General features: G+C 75.4%; 14 protein-coding genes. 9 read left to right on the top strand and 5 right to left on the bottom strand.

Annotated features, from left to right (window positions below; all coding sequences use genetic code 11):
• Positions 1-3: 3 nt before the first annotated feature.
• The 4 genes from IU369_RS02970 (at position 4) to IU369_RS02955 (ending at position 3,875) form a co-directional block, all read left to right on the top strand.
• Positions 4-1,215, top strand: coding sequence for an MFS transporter (locus IU369_RS02970; protein WP_217923082.1), 1,212 nt, complete (start codon positions 4-6; stop codon positions 1,213-1,215).
• A 74-nt stretch (positions 1,216-1,289) separates the two neighbouring features.
• Complete coding sequence (locus tag IU369_RS02965) at positions 1,290-2,429, top strand: molybdopterin molybdotransferase MoeA (protein WP_281426204.1); 1,140 nt, start codon at positions 1,290-1,292, stop codon at positions 2,427-2,429.
• A gap of 40 nt (positions 2,430-2,469) precedes the next feature.
• The gene (locus IU369_RS02960) at positions 2,470-2,952 is read left to right on the top strand and encodes a hypothetical protein (RefSeq protein ID WP_217923080.1); all 483 of its coding nucleotides are present in this window, start codon (positions 2,470-2,472) and stop codon (positions 2,950-2,952) included.
• 299 nt (positions 2,953-3,251) lie between these two features.
• Entirely contained in the window at positions 3,252-3,875 is a 624-nt protein-coding gene (locus tag IU369_RS02955; protein WP_217923079.1) for an NADPH-dependent F420 reductase, read from the top strand.
• Positions 3,876-3,895: 20 nt separating this feature from the next.
• Here IU369_RS02955 and IU369_RS02950 read toward each other — a convergent pair whose 3' ends face one another.
• Positions 3,896-4,789 (bottom strand): helix-turn-helix transcriptional regulator, encoded by an 894-nt coding sequence (locus tag IU369_RS02950; protein WP_217923078.1) that lies wholly within the window; start codon positions 4,787-4,789, stop codon positions 3,896-3,898.
• Between the two features lie 201 nt (positions 4,790-4,990).
• On the opposite strand from IU369_RS02950, the gene IU369_RS02945 reads away from it, so the two are divergent.
• Positions 4,991-6,556 carry a hypothetical protein gene (locus IU369_RS02945; protein ID WP_217923077.1) on the top strand — a complete coding sequence of 522 codons (1,566 nt, stop codon included), beginning with the start codon at positions 4,991-4,993 and terminating at the stop codon, positions 6,554-6,556.
• A gap of 13 nt (positions 6,557-6,569) precedes the next feature.
• On the opposite strand, the gene IU369_RS02940 is transcribed toward IU369_RS02945, so the two are convergent.
• The gene (locus IU369_RS02940; protein ID WP_217923076.1) at positions 6,570-7,373 is read right to left on the bottom strand and encodes a hypothetical protein; all 804 of its coding nucleotides are present in this window, start codon (positions 7,371-7,373) and stop codon (positions 6,570-6,572) included.
• A 94-nt stretch (positions 7,374-7,467) separates the two neighbouring features.
• Entirely contained in the window at positions 7,468-7,974 is a 507-nt protein-coding gene (locus IU369_RS02935) for a GreA/GreB family elongation factor (RefSeq protein WP_217923075.1), read from the bottom strand.
• Between the two features lie 200 nt (positions 7,975-8,174).
• Here IU369_RS02935 and IU369_RS02930 point away from each other — a divergent pair, with 200 nt between their 5' ends.
• Genes IU369_RS02930 through IU369_RS02920 form a run of 3 tightly spaced genes read left to right on the top strand, consistent with a single transcriptional unit; the run spans position 8,175 to position 10,543 of the window.
• Positions 8,175-9,326: a sensor histidine kinase gene (locus tag IU369_RS02930; protein ID WP_217923074.1), complete on the top strand. Its 1,152-nt coding sequence runs from the start codon at positions 8,175-8,177 to the stop codon at positions 9,324-9,326.
• Positions 9,323-10,042, top strand: coding sequence for a response regulator (locus tag IU369_RS02925; protein WP_246551329.1), 720 nt, complete (start codon positions 9,323-9,325; stop codon positions 10,040-10,042). The genes IU369_RS02930 and IU369_RS02925 overlap by 4 nt, the downstream gene beginning before the upstream one ends.
• A 30-nt stretch (positions 10,043-10,072) precedes the next feature.
• Positions 10,073-10,543 carry a CBS domain-containing protein gene (locus IU369_RS02920; RefSeq protein WP_217923073.1) on the top strand — a complete coding sequence of 157 codons (471 nt, stop codon included), beginning with the start codon at positions 10,073-10,075 and terminating at the stop codon, positions 10,541-10,543.
• Between the two features lie 19 nt (positions 10,544-10,562).
• Here the strand turns inward: IU369_RS02920 and IU369_RS02915 are convergent, their stop codons facing one another.
• Positions 10,563-11,138, bottom strand: a complete 576-nt coding sequence (locus tag IU369_RS02915; RefSeq protein WP_217923072.1) for a DUF4126 domain-containing protein — start codon at positions 11,136-11,138, stop codon at positions 10,563-10,565.
• Between the two features lie 74 nt (positions 11,139-11,212).
• Here IU369_RS02915 and IU369_RS02910 point away from each other — a divergent pair, with 74 nt between their 5' ends.
• Positions 11,213-13,054 carry a hypothetical protein gene (locus IU369_RS02910; protein WP_217923071.1) on the top strand — a complete coding sequence of 614 codons (1,842 nt, stop codon included), beginning with the start codon at positions 11,213-11,215 and terminating at the stop codon, positions 13,052-13,054.
• Positions 13,055-13,094: 40 nt separating this feature from the next.
• On the opposite strand, the gene IU369_RS02905 is transcribed toward IU369_RS02910, so the two are convergent.
• Entirely contained in the window at positions 13,095-13,358 is a 264-nt protein-coding gene (locus IU369_RS02905) for a hypothetical protein (RefSeq protein WP_217923070.1), read from the bottom strand.
• Positions 13,359-13,391: the final 33 nt, after the last annotated feature.

Below are 13,391 nucleotides of genomic sequence, written 5' to 3'. Positions count from 1 at the left end.
GTCGTGTCCACCTTCGAGCCCCGGGGGAACACCAGGGCGCTCGTCCTGGCGACCCTCGCGTTCACGGTCTCGTTCTACGCGTGGAGCATGATGGGCCCCCTGGGACCCGACCTGCAGGACCTGCTCGGCCTCTCGGAGGTCCAGCTCGCGGTCCTGATCTCGGTGCCGGTCCTCATGGGATCGCTCATGCGCATACCGCTCGGCCTGCTCACCGACCGGTACGGCGGGCGCCGCGTGTTCACCGCGCTCCTGGCCTTCACATCGCTGCCCCTGGCGGCGCTCGCCGTGTGGCACGACTCCTTCTCGGCCGTCGTCCTCTTCGGGTTCTTCCTCGGCTTCGCCGGAGCCTCCTTCGCCGTCGGCGTCCCCTTCGTGAGCCGCTGGTACCCGCGTGAGCGTCAGGGGATGGCCCTCGGCCTCTACGGCATCGGCATGGGCGGGACCGTGCTCGGCGGCCTCACCGCCCCCCGCATCGCCGACCGCTGGGGCGTCTCCGCGCCATTCGTGTTCGCCATGGTCCTGGTGGGCGCGATGGCGGTCGTCTTCTGGCTGCTCGCCCGTGACGCCCCGGTCGCACGGCCGACGTCCACAGGCGGGATGTTCTCCTCCCTGCGGATCTTCCGCGAACAGCCCGCCGCATGGGCGCCGACCTTCTACTACTTCCTCGCGTTCGGCGGCTTCGTGGCGATGTTCGCCTACCTCCCGAAGCTGCTGACCGGCGTCCACGAGCTCGACAAGCCCGACGCGGCGGCGCGGGCCGCGGGCTTCGCCCTCGTGGCCGTGATCGCCCGGCCGATCGGCGGGTGGCTGGCCGACCGCGTCGGCGCCGACACCATCCTCCGTGTCTCGTTCGCGGCCACCGGGGTGCTCGCCGCCCTGCTGGCGCCACTCCACGACCAGATGGTCCCGCTGACGTTTCTCGCCCTCAGCATGGCGGCGGCCTTCGGGCTCGGGACCGGTGCGGTCTTCAAGCTCGTCGCCCACGACTTCCCGGACTCGGTGGGCGCCGTGACCGGCGTCGTCGGGGCGGCCGGCGGGCTGGGGGGCTTCTTCCCACCCCTCCTGATGGCCTTCGTGAAGTCGGCCACCGGCGGCTACGCGCTCGGTTTCGCCGCCCTCGCCCTGACCGCCGTCGTCGCCCTGGTCGTGCTGTACCTCATGGGACGCCGGGGGGCCGGAGCGGCCACCCACGCGTCCGTGGTGGCGTCACGCTAGGCGCCGCCGCCGAGTGCCCTGGTCCACGGCGGAGCCCTGTCGGCGGACGACCGGGCCTGGCGGCACGCGACGCCGTGCTCCGCGCGCGCTCGCTGGAGACCGCCCGTACGACGGAGTGGGTGCCGCTGGAACACGTCCACGGCCGGTGCCTCGCCGCCGCCGTCGTGGCGCGGCACGACCTGCCGCCCGCGCCATCCTCGGCCATGGACGGCTGGGCCGTGCGCTCCGGCGGGGGGCGGTCGGTGCGGCGGATCACGGACGAGAGCGCCGCGGGCCACGGCCCCGCCCGGTCGCTGCACCCCGGCGAGGCGTGCCGGATCTCGACGGGAGCGCTGATCCCCGACGGCGCCGACGCCGTGGTGCGACGGGAGGACGGCCGCGAGATCGGCGGGCGCCTGCTCATCGACGCCGGGGGGGCGGCCGGCGACCATGTCCGGCCGCGCGGAGACGACCTCGCCGCGGGCGAGAGACTGCTCGAGGCCGGGACGGTGGTCGCCGCACACGAGCTGTCGGTGCTGGCGGCCGCCGGTCATGCCGGGGCGCTCTGCCGGGTTCGTCCCGTGGTCGCGGTCCTGACCACCGGAGACGAGCTCGTGCCCCCCGGCGCACGCGTCCCGCACGCCCACCGGACCGAGTCGAACCTGGCCGCCCTCGGTGCCCAGGCCCGCGCCGCCGGCGCGGTGGCCGGGGAGCACGTCCATGCCGGCGACGACCGGCGGGTGACCGCGTCGGCCCTCTCGGCGCTGCTCGAGGGCGAGCCGGATCTCATCGTGACGGTGGGCGGCGTGTCGGTGGGCGATCACGACCACGTCGCCGGGGCGCTGATGCGCCTGGGGGCGCGATGGGCCTTCCGGGGCGTCGCGATGCGTCCCGGCCATCCCGTCGGCCTGGCGGTCTGCCGTTCGACCGTGATCCTGGCCCTTCCCGGTAACCCCGCGGCCGCCGTGGTCGCCTTCCATCTGCTGGGCCGCCCCCTGCTCGGCGCGCGCGGGGACTGGTCGCGCCGCGCCGCGCTCGCCGCGCCCTGCCGGCGCCACCCGCGGGCGACGACCTTCGTGCGGTGCTCCGAGGGCCCGGAGGGCCTGCGTCCCCTCGCGCGTCAGGGCTCGGCGCAGCTCGGGTCCCTGGCGGGGGCACGAGCCCTCGCATGGATCGAACCGGGAGAAGGCACGGTGGATCCGGGGACCCTCGTGCACATGAGCGCCCTTCCCTGAGCGCCGCCGCGTATGTCGGGGATGTCTGACACCCTGTGGCATGCGCACCGTGAGCGTGGTCGTCCTGCTGGTCATGGCCGGCTGCGGCAACCTGGCGGAACCCCCCGAGCGGGTCGGCAGGCTCGGCGCCGCCCTCGACGACTCGGGGCGGCTGGAGGTCCTGGTGGCCGCCTGCCGCGAGGGGGTGGTCATGGTGAGCATCGCGGAGGGACGGACCGCGGACATGTCCGACGACGAGCAGAACGCCCGGGTCGGCGCCTGGACGGCCGTCGGGGACGAGGCCCCGCGCACCCTCCGCCCCGCGGATCCCGGCGCGGAGTGGCGTGGCGACGCGGCCGCCGGGCCGACGGGCGACACGGTATGGATCATCGACGGCACGTTGCAGGGGCAGGACGGGACGGCCCTGCACGGACCGGCGGTGTCGGCGGACGACCTCGCCGCGCTCGGACCTGACCGGGTGATGGTCCATGGGGAGCCCGGCGTCTCCGTCCCCCGCACCGGATTCGACGGCGACTGCAGCTGACACGTCCGAGCGTGGCCGCCCATCGGCGACCGTTCCGTCCCGACGCGCTGACGACCGCCTGCGCGATGCCCCATTGGGTCGCGGACCTCGGACCCTCCGGCGACCGGCACGGTGCCGCGTCCCGCTCCCGGCGGACACGCGACCCGGCGCGCCCGTTGGCACGGGAGCCCGGGGGGGGGCTCGGCACTCGCCAGGAGGTCCATGCGTCGGCGCATCTCGCCCATACCGGCACGCGCCCGGCCGGTCCATCCTCGGGTGGTCCGTTCGACCCGCACACCGCACCCCGAGGAGACGCCACCATGGACATCACGATCATCGGCACCGGCAACATGGCTCGTGGGATCGCCACCCGCGCACTGGCCGGCGGCCACGCCGTCACCCTGCTCGGCACCGACGCCGACAAGTCCCGGGCCCTCGCCGACGAGCTCTCCGGAGACGTCCGCTCCGGTGCCGTCGGCGACCCGATCTCCGGCGACGTGGTGGTCCTCGCCGTCTGGTACCAGGCGCTCGACGACGTGCTCGGCCGCTACGCCGGCCGGCTGGACGGCAAGACCGTCGTCGACATCACCAACCCCGTCGACCCGCAGACCTACGCGCCGTTGACGGTGGAGGCCGGGTCCGCCGCACAGGAGATCGCGGCGAAGGCGCCCGGCGCGAAGGTCGTGAAGGCGTTCAACACCACCTTCGCCGGCTCGCTCCTCGAGGGCCGGGTCGCCGACCAGCCGCTCGACGTCTTCGTCGCGTCCGACGACGACGCGGCCAAGGCCGTCGTCCGTGAGCTCGCCGAGAGCGCCGGGCTGCGCGTCCTCGACGCCGGCCCGCTCGCCGTCGCCCGCCAGCTCGAAGGCGCCGGCTACCTGCACATGGCGATCCAGCCCGGCGTGGGCGGCACGTACGCCAGCGCGCTGAAGATCGTCTCGTAGCGCACGTCGCGCCCCGGGGCTCAGCGCTCCGGGGCGCGCCCGCGCACCCGTTCGCGGTACGCCGATGGCGCCTCGCCGAACCGGCGCTTGAAGGCCCGCGAGAAGTAGAGCTGGTCACCGTAGCCGGCGCGGTGGGCGATCTCGCCGACGCCCATCTCGCTGAAACGCAGCAACCGCGCCGCCTCCAGCATCCGCCGGTCGGTGATCAGCTCCTTCGTCGTCCGCCCGGTGACGTGGACGAGCGCGCGCGACAGGGCCGCCTGCGGGACGCCGAGCGCGTTCGCGAAGTGCGGCGCGTCGTGGTGGCGCGCGTAGTCACGTTCGAGCACCTCGCTGAAGCCCCGGTACAGCTGCAGGTCCGGGTCGTCGGCGTCGCGCTGCTCCGTGCGCGTCGCCTCGTACCAGCGCTCCACCCACAGCAGGAGCGCCGACAGGAAGTGGCGCTGGAGGTCGACCGTGCGCGAATCCCGCGGGCGGCGCGCCTCGGCGGCCAGCAACCCGACCGCCGCCTCCAGGCGCCCCGCCTCGCCGGGTGGGACGGCCACCCGCGGGACGGCGCGGCTGCCGATCAGCCACGCCGGGTTGACGCCCGTCGCCGGGTCGCCGTGCAGCAGCTCGTCGCCGAAGCGCACGATCGCCCCATGGAGGCCGCGGGCGCTCTCGAAGATGTGCACCTGCCCGCGGCCGATCAGGGTGATCGTGTCCGGCTCGACCAACGAGACCTCCCCGTCGATGAGGTGCCGGCCGGCGCCGCGCCGCGTCCAGACGAGCTCGTGGTAGTCGTGCCGATGCGGCCGCCGGGGGCCGGCGTCGGAGTCCGCCCCGAACCGGGCCCCCTCGATCAGCACGACCTCCAGGGACGCGCCGGCACCGGGCAGCCGGTCGACGGCGATCCCCGTCGCGGCATCCGTCACGGGGCCACCCCCCGCCGGCGTCGGATCACCGCCCTCATCCATTCCGCGACACCCCCCGCCGTGCGTGATGTCATCGCCCGCCCGGGGATCATGTCCCCTCGGGCCGGTGATCGCCGGCGGCCGTCCCCGCCGTTGACCGGGCGGCGCGGGGCGGGATAGGTTCTGGCGGTTTCGACACCCCACCGGAGGCGGACCCCCCGCGTGGCCACGAGACCGCGCACGCTCGCACTTCTCGCCGTCCTCGCCGCGGCGCTGGCCGTCGCGGTCGCCGCGCCGCAGCCCGCCCGGGGCGCCGAGCAGCTCCTCGCCACGATGACCGCGCCGGGCAGCGGCGCACGGGTGCAGACCGCCGTGTCGCTCGAGCAGGGCCGGACCTACCGGCTCGTCCTCGGGGCGACCGTGACGCTGGACTACACGACCCTCGGGCGGCGGGAGGACGTCGACGCCCTCTACTGCTTCTTCCACGCCGGGGGTCCCCCCATCCCCGGGGACGACTGCACGGACCAGCCGCCGGGCCCGGGGTCCGTCTCGCCCCTGTTCCTCGACTTCGGCGGCGACCCCGCCAACCGGCGCTCGCCCACCGCCCTCGCGGGGCGGGCGCTCCCCTACGCGGCCGACCACGAGTACGACCTCACCTTCGTCGCGCCGGCCAGCGGCCCGCTCGGGGCGCAGGTGCGGGCGTTCCTGAACGCGACCGGGACGGGTGGCATCGCGATCGAGCTCTACGGCGAGGCACCCGTCCCCGCGACGCCCCCGCCCGCCCCCGCGGTCCCGCCCGGTACGCCCCCGGGCCAGCCGGCGATCACCGGGCCGCCGCTCTTCCGCATCGTCGGCATCGACTTCGCGGCGCGAGGCGGGACGACGTTCCACTCGGGCATCAACGGTGGCACGCTGACACCCCGGGTCGGGTGGGTGCTCGGCGCCGGGGACGCGATCAGCGTGCTGCCGGTCACCGGCCGCGCGGGCCCCGCCGGCGTGAAGCTCCAGGCGATCTCCGGCGGCGCGACCTTCACCATCACCGGCACGATCCTCAGCCGCGGGGACGGGGCTCCCGTCGCGACGCCCGGGTACTTCGAGGTGGAGCGCATCCCACGGCTCCGCGAGGGGGAGGTCGAGATGACGGCCTTCGGCCCGCAGGGCCCGATGCGCACCCAGCAGGCCGGGGCGCCCGCCGGCGCGTCCCTCCTCACGCCCCTCGCGCGTGTCGACGTCGACGACGGGGTCGCGCGCGTCGCCCACAGCGCGACGCGCGCCCGCACCCGCGTCGGCAACGTCCGCGGCGGCGTCGCCGTCACGCCCTCGGATCCGGCGCTCGCCGGGTTGCGCCTCGTGCCCGGCCGGCAGGTCGACGTCACGCGGCGCGCCGTCGGCCGCCCGTTCCCGCTCGTGCCCGACCTCGAGACGACGATCCCGAGCCCCCGCGAGGTGCGCGCCGGACCGGTGGCCGTCACGGGTCCCGCGCAGCTCTCCCTGCGGTCCCTGCAGCACTCGAAATGCGTCGCCGTCGTCGTCGGCAGCACCCGGCCTGCGCGGGTCCTGGTGACGATCTTCAGCGGACGGCGGAGCGTGCGCCTCTTCGGCCAGCGGCTCGTCGTGTTCCGCGCCGCCGGGCGCACCCGCACCTGCATCCAGGTCCCGCGGCGGGCGCGGACCTTCGACGTGCGCACCCCACTCCGCTTCGCCGTCGGCTACGCGCTCGGGGCGCGGAGCCGGCCGGGTCAGCGGGCCACGGACCCCGTCATCCGGCCCATCCGCCTCGTTCCCTGACCGACCGGCCCGGTCAGGGGAGCCGGATGAAGCGGACGGTCACCCGGTTCTGCCCGAAGTCGCTGACGCGACCCGTGAGGGGACCCGACGCGATCGGCGCGTTGGTGCGCGCACGGCCGGACGCGGCGCGCACCACGAACGCCCGCCGGTTGCCGAAGATGAGCGACGGCGCGATCAGCTCCGGCCGCAGGGCCGGCGGGGTCGGCCAGCTGAACCGCATGTCGGGGGTCCCGCCGTAGACCTGGCTGACGGGGCAGTCGATCTCCGGGAGCGCCCCGAGGCCCGTCTGCCGGATCCGCAGCAGCCCGCCGGCGTAGAGGAGGCTCATCACCGCCCGCGAGCGGTCGGGCTTCCCGCAGTCGGGCCCTCCGGAGAGGTCCTCGCTGACCGGCGGGCAGGCCTCCGGCGGGCCGGAGGGGGTCCGCGTCGCGGCGCCGCTGCTCGTGCGCGTCGCCGACACGACGACGGTGACGGCCGGTCGCGGACTCCCGACGCGGGTCATCAAGACGGGCGCCCGCGGACCCGTCCCGAGCTTCGTGAACCGCACGACCACGCCGCGCCCGCGCTGCCACGTCGCCGTCTCCTCCAGGTGGACGTTCACCTGGGCGTCGCAGATCCCGTTCGATCCCCCGAGGTCGAGGTCGCGCGTCGCGGTGGAGGTCCCCTCGATCACCAGGCGGAACTCGGCCGTCTCCGCCCCCGGGACGACCGGCACCGCCGGCACCGCCGGGACGGTCTGCGCGGCGGCGAGCCCCGCGCCCGTGGCGCACCCCGCGACCGTGAGGACGCACGCCATGACGCGGATCGGGATCGGCAACGGGGCCCCCACGTGCTCGGTCGGCTCGCGTGACCAACCTATTCCACGGCCGTCCACCACGACAACGCGTGGATCGCCCGGCGCGTGGGGCGGGTCACACGGCCCCCCCGTGGTCGCCACCGGGTTCGACGGCCACGATCGTGATCTCCTCACCCGTCGGCTCCAGGACGACCACGTCGCCGACGGCGGCGTCGAGGAGGAGCCTGCCCAGAGGACTCTCACACGAGAGCCGGCCCGTGCGCGGGTCCCCCTCGAGCGGGGTGACGAGCACGTAGCTGCGCTCCCGTCCGCCGGCCCGCCGGACGTCGACGCGGTGGCCGACCGCGACCCGGCCCGACCGGAGGTCGCCGTCCGTGATGAGGCGCGCCGTGCGGAGCTGGTCCTCCAGCCGCCGGATGCGCATCTCGATCCGATCCTGCTCCCAGCGGGCGTCGGAGATCTCGGAGTCGCCGTCGCCGCCGCCCGACTCGTACGCGCCGTGGACGCGGCGCAGGGCGTCCGGGCGGGCGACCTCGACGAGGTGGGCCAGCTCCGCCCGCAGCAGGTCGAAGCCCGGCCGGGTCAGACGGATCTCGAGGGTCATCTGATCGTTCGACGTCATGGGGTGTGCCTCCTCGGGCCCCGGATGGGAGAGGCGGTGCCGCCGGACATCCCCACGGCGGCACCGCCAATGGGATCATGGGCGCCGGCACCTCAACGGATCGTCAACGTCCGCCGGCAGGCGGAAACGGATCGTCAACGGCGCCCGCCCCGCGGATCCGGCCGGCGGAGGCCGCCCCCGCCGTGGCCTACGATCCGGCGATGAGGGCGACGAGCTCACCGGACGCGTCCGGGGCACCGGGGCGGGCGCGCCGGCTCGAGCTCCTCCTGACCGTCATCGAGACCCTCGAGTCGGAGGGATCGCTCGATGAGCGCATCGACGGTGCGCTCCGCCTGGCACGCGACGCGGGGCTCGTCACGTCGGGAGGGGTCGTCCGCGCGGACTCCGCGCGATCGGTCGGTCCGCCGGGCGACCCCGCGACGGCGGAGGCGGCGCTGCGCCTCGCCGCGGGCGTCGCCCGGGAGGGGGCGGAGGGCCGCGAGCGTGCCGGCGGGTCCGAGATCCTCTGCGTCCCGCTCCGGGCCGAGGGACGGATCGAGGGCGCCGTGTGGTTCGCGGCGCCGACGTTCCCGCCGGACGAGGCCGCCCTCGCGCGCGATGTCGCCGACCGGCTCGCACGGGCCGTCGCCGATGAACGGCACCGGCGGGAGCAGCTCGAGCTGGCGGGCGAGCTGCGCCGCAGCGACGCGCTGAAGACCGCCTTGCTGCGGGGTGTCACCCACGAGCTCCGGACCCCCCTCGCGGGGATCGCGAACGCCGCGGACGCCCTGATGGTGATCGACGACCCGCGCGAGAGGGCCGAGATCCTCCGCGCGGTGATCGGGGAGACCCAGCGCCTCGAGCGCGTCGTCTCGAACCTGCTCGACCTGTCGCGGGTCGAGGGCGGGGTCCTCTCCGCCCGGATGGAGTGGTGCGTGCTGGAGGAGCTCGTGGGGTCGGGCCTGCTGGCCGCGGCGGCGTTCCTCGACGGCGTCGGGGTGAGCACCGACATCCCCGACGACGTGCCCCTCGTGCAGGCCGACCCGGTGCTCACCGAGCGCATCCTCGTCAACCTCCTCCACAACGCCGCGCGGCACGGCGCGCCGCCCGTGCGCGTCGTCGGTCGTCGCATCGGCGCGGAGCTGGAGCTCGCCGTCGAGGACGCCGGCCCCGGCGTGGATCCGCGGGTCCTGCCGACGGTCTTCGAGCCGTTCAGCCACCGGGAGGGCGTCGGCCTCGGGCTGGGACTCCCGCTGTGCCGTCGGCTGGCCGAGGCCCAGGGCGGGCGCCTGGAGCACCGGACGGCCGCGGGGGGCGGAGCCCGCTTCGCGCTCGTCCTCCCCCTCACGACCCCCCCGGAGGTCGAGGGGTGACGACCAGCGCCCGGCCGGTGCTCGTCGTCGACGACGAGCCCCTCATCCTCCGGGCCCTCACCGCCAGCCTGGGGGCCGCCGGCTACCACGTCGCCACCGCGGTCGATGGGCGCTCGGCCCTCGAGGCCGCCGCGCTCCGCCACCCCGCCGCCGTGGTGCTCGACCTCCGTCTCCCCGACATGGACGGTGTCGAGGTCTGCCGGCGACTGCGCGAGTGGACCGACGTCCCGATCATCGTGGTGTCGGCACTCGACGGGGAGGCCGACAAGATCGCCGCGCTCGACGCGGGCGCCGACGACTACGTCACCAAGCCGTACTCGGCGGGCGAGCTCCTGGCGCGCCTGCGCGCGTCGCTGCGACGGGTCAGCGAGTCGGTGGACGGTGCCGGGATCGTCCGCTTCGGGGGGATCGTGGTCGACCTCGCACGCCAGCAGGTGCTCCGCGACGGCGTGCTCGTGCACCTCACGCCCACCGAGTACGAGCTGGTGGCGACGCTCAGCCGGCATCCCGGCAAGGTCCTCACCCACGCGATGCTGCTGCGGGCGGTGTGGGGTCTCGCCTACCAGGGCGAGACCCACTACGTGCGCGTCTACATGGCGCGCCTGCGGCGCAAGCTCGAGCAGGACCCCTCACGGCCCCGTCACCTCGTCACCCAGTCCGGCATCGGCTACCGGCTGGTCACCGACGAGCTCCTGGCCCCGGCCGGCGGCCCGTAGGCTGCGGCCCGTCGAGCGGGAGGGGCGGCGGTGAGGGTGCGGGACATCATGTCGAGCCCGGCGGTGAGCGTGACGCCCGGCGCCACGGTCCGGGAGGCCGCGGCCCTGATGGTGCGGCATCGGATCAACTCTGTCGTCGTCACGGGCGAGGGAGGGGATCCGGCCGTCGTCGGCCTGCTCACCGAGGCCGAGGTGGAGCTCGCCGAGACCGTCGTCCCGTTCGCCGTGCCGTCCGTCCGCGCGGCCCGGCTCATGGACCTCTGGGCCCAGACCCCCGACCAGCTCTCCGCGGCGCTCTCCGAGATCGCCGGCCGGTCCGTGCGGGACGTGATGCGGACGCCCGTCGAGACCGTGGGGCCGGACGCCGACGTGTGGACCGCGATGACCCGCATGACACAGCGCGACATCACGCGGATGCCGGTGGTGGAGGACGGCAGGCTGATCGGCCTCGTCGCACGCCACGACATCATGAAGATCATCGCGGGGACCACCACCGGCTGACGTGGAGCCACCGGCGCCGCTACCCGGGGCGGCGGGTCCGCCGGGTACGCCGCCGGCCCCGACTGAGGACGGCGGCCAGCAACGCCAGCACCACGAGCACCGCGAGGACGGGCACGGCGAACGCGAGGACGGTCAGCAGGAGGCTGGCGCCGTCCTCCGCCAGCGACAGGAACGGGTTGCCGACCCCGGCGGTGGTGGTCGTCGACACGGGACGCAGCGCCGCCCGCCCCGCGTGCAGCGTCTCGGCGGTCGCTGCGCCCAGGACCATGGCGACGACCGCCGGGATGGACGTGTCCACACCGGTCCCGCCGACGAACAGGACCGCCCCCGCGACGGGGTGGACGACGGTGCCCGCCACGTGCAGGACGTGGTCGACTCCCGGGATCTTGTCGCCGACGAAGTCGGCGAGGAAGATGACGGTGAGCACCACGATCCCCGCGTTCCCGGAGAGGGACCCGAACGGGTCGCCGAGCTCCACCACGTCGAGGCGCTCCAGCACCGCCCCCAGCAACAGGGGCAGCCAGGCGTTCAGCCCGGCGGCCCCGGCGAGGCCGACCGCGGCGAGGACAGCGGCAATGGGGGCGGCGACGTCCACGTCGGACGCGGACCCTACGGCGGGGCGGGCGGGCCCGTCGGTGCGGCGCGTCGGGGAGTGGCAGGCGACCCGGGGTGCTGGTCCGGTCCGCCGCCGGCGGTAGGGTCCGCGGCGGCCGCGCGACGACCGGCGGCGCACCCGCCACAGCCGAGGGAGACCCCACGCCTGAGCCCACGACACCGGGCACGGACCGCCGCGCCCCGCGTGCCGTCCCCGCCTGGTGGGATCGGGCGCGGCGCTTCGCCGGTGAGCCCCTCTCCACGCGGGCCGCGATCACGATCGTGGTGGTCGCCGGGCTGATCGCCGCGGTGGTGCTGCTGCGCAACTACCGCGACCTGATCTTCTTCTTCGACGAGTGGGACTTCATCCAGGATCGCCGTGGATGGGGGCCCGACGCGTTCCTCGAGTCGCACAACGAGCACCTCGCCCTCGTCGCGGCGTTCGTCTACAAGGTGCTCTTCGCGGTCTTCGGGATCACCTCGTACTGGCCGTACGCCATCGCCCTGGTCGTCTCGCACCTCGCCTGCGCCGGGGTGCTCTTCGCCCTGCTCCGCTCGTGGAGCTCGAACGAGGTCGCGGTCCTCGGCACGACGGTGCTCCTGTTCCTCGGCACGGGCTGGGGGGTGCTGCTGTGGCCCTTCGAGCTCGGCGTCACCGTGTCGCTCGCGGCGGGGATGGGGGCGATCCTCGCGATCGAACGGCGCACCCCGCGGGGGGACGTCGCCGCCTGCGGCCTGCTCCTGCTCAGCCTCGCGGCGGCCAGCCTCGGCGTGCCGTTCACGATCGGGGTCTTCGCGCTGATGCTCGCGCGCGGCGGGTGGGTGCGGCGGCTCTGGATCGTCGCGGTCCCCGCCGTCCTCTACGGCGCCTGGTACCTCGCGTACGGAGCCGAGAAGTCGAGCACCAAGGCCGAGAACATCCCCCAGATCCCGGTCTACATGGCCGACGCCGCCGCCGCCGCGCTCGCCGGGGTGTTCGGGATGAACCCGGAGATCGGGCGCTCCATCCTGATCGCGGTCGCCGTCGCGACCGTCGCCGGGCTGGTCGGGCGGTGGGCGGACCGCGACCGCGTCACGCTCGTGCTGCTCGCCGTCGGCGTCACGTGGAGCCTGCTGTGCCTCTCGCGCTTCGGCATCGGGACCCCCGCCGAGCCGCGGTACATCTACCCCGGCGCCGCGTTCATGCTGCTGCTCCTCGCGGCTCTGATCGGCTCCCGGGCGATCACGGCACCCCGCGCCCGGGTCGTCGGCATCGTGCTCGTCACGCTCTCCCTGATCACCAACATCGGCGTGCTGCGCGCCGGGAGCGCCCAGTGGCGCGACTACTCCGCCCAGGTGCAGGCGTCGCTCGGCGCCATGACGGAGGTGCGCGACCGCGTGCCCGACGACTTCCAGCCCGCCTCCCAGTACGGGCCCCAGATCCGCGCCGCGACCTTCTTCGCGGCCGTGGAGGACCTCGGGTCGCCGGCCTTCAGCGCCGACGAGATCCGCGCGGGCAGCGTCAACGCCCGCCTCGCCGCCGACGACGTCCTGCGCCGGGCCGGGGCGATCACCCTCGAGGGGGCCGCCCCCGCCCCCACCGGCACGCGCCCGCCCCGCGGCGCCGTCGCCGCCGACGGCACCCTGCGCCCCGGGCCCGCCGGGTGCCTCACCGCGAGCCCGCTGCCCGGGGCGTCGGTCATCGTGAACCTCGACGTCCCCCCGGCGGGGCTCCAGGTGCGCTCGTCCGGAGCCCCCGGGTCGAGCCCCGTGGGCGTGCGCGTGGTGCGGTACGCCGACCTGTCCCCCGGGGGCGCGGCGATGGCCACGGCGGCCGCCGACGGCTCCGTCCTGCGCGTCACGCCCGTCGTCGCCCCGTCGGAGTGGCGCCTCGAGGCCGCGTCGGCCGGTGACCTCGTGATCTGCGGGGTGCGCTGAGCGCACCCCGCCCGGGCGGCCGCGGACGGCCGCGGCGGGACTAGGCCCGCCGCTCCTCCAGGTACTTCTTCAGCCCGAGGAACGGGAGGATGAACGCGGCGAGGAGTGCCGCCACCCAGACGATGACGGAGGCGGCGATCCAGGTGCCGGCGCCGTCGATCGAGAGCCCGTCGGTGATTACGGCCGTGAGGATCAGGGCGGCCAGCGTGGCGATGAGGGCCACCCCGCCGAGCGCCGCCGAGCCGCCCCGGCGGAGCTGGACCGCGAGGAACGGCTGCATCAGCGCCATCGCCACCGTGAACACGACGGACCGCGGTGATGAACCCGGCGGCGTCGA

This window comes from Miltoncostaea oceani, from assembly GCF_018141545.1.
GTDB lineage: Bacteria > Actinomycetota > Thermoleophilia > Miltoncostaeales > Miltoncostaeaceae > Miltoncostaea > Miltoncostaea oceani.
This window is presented reverse-complemented; position numbering and strand designations above follow the sequence as displayed.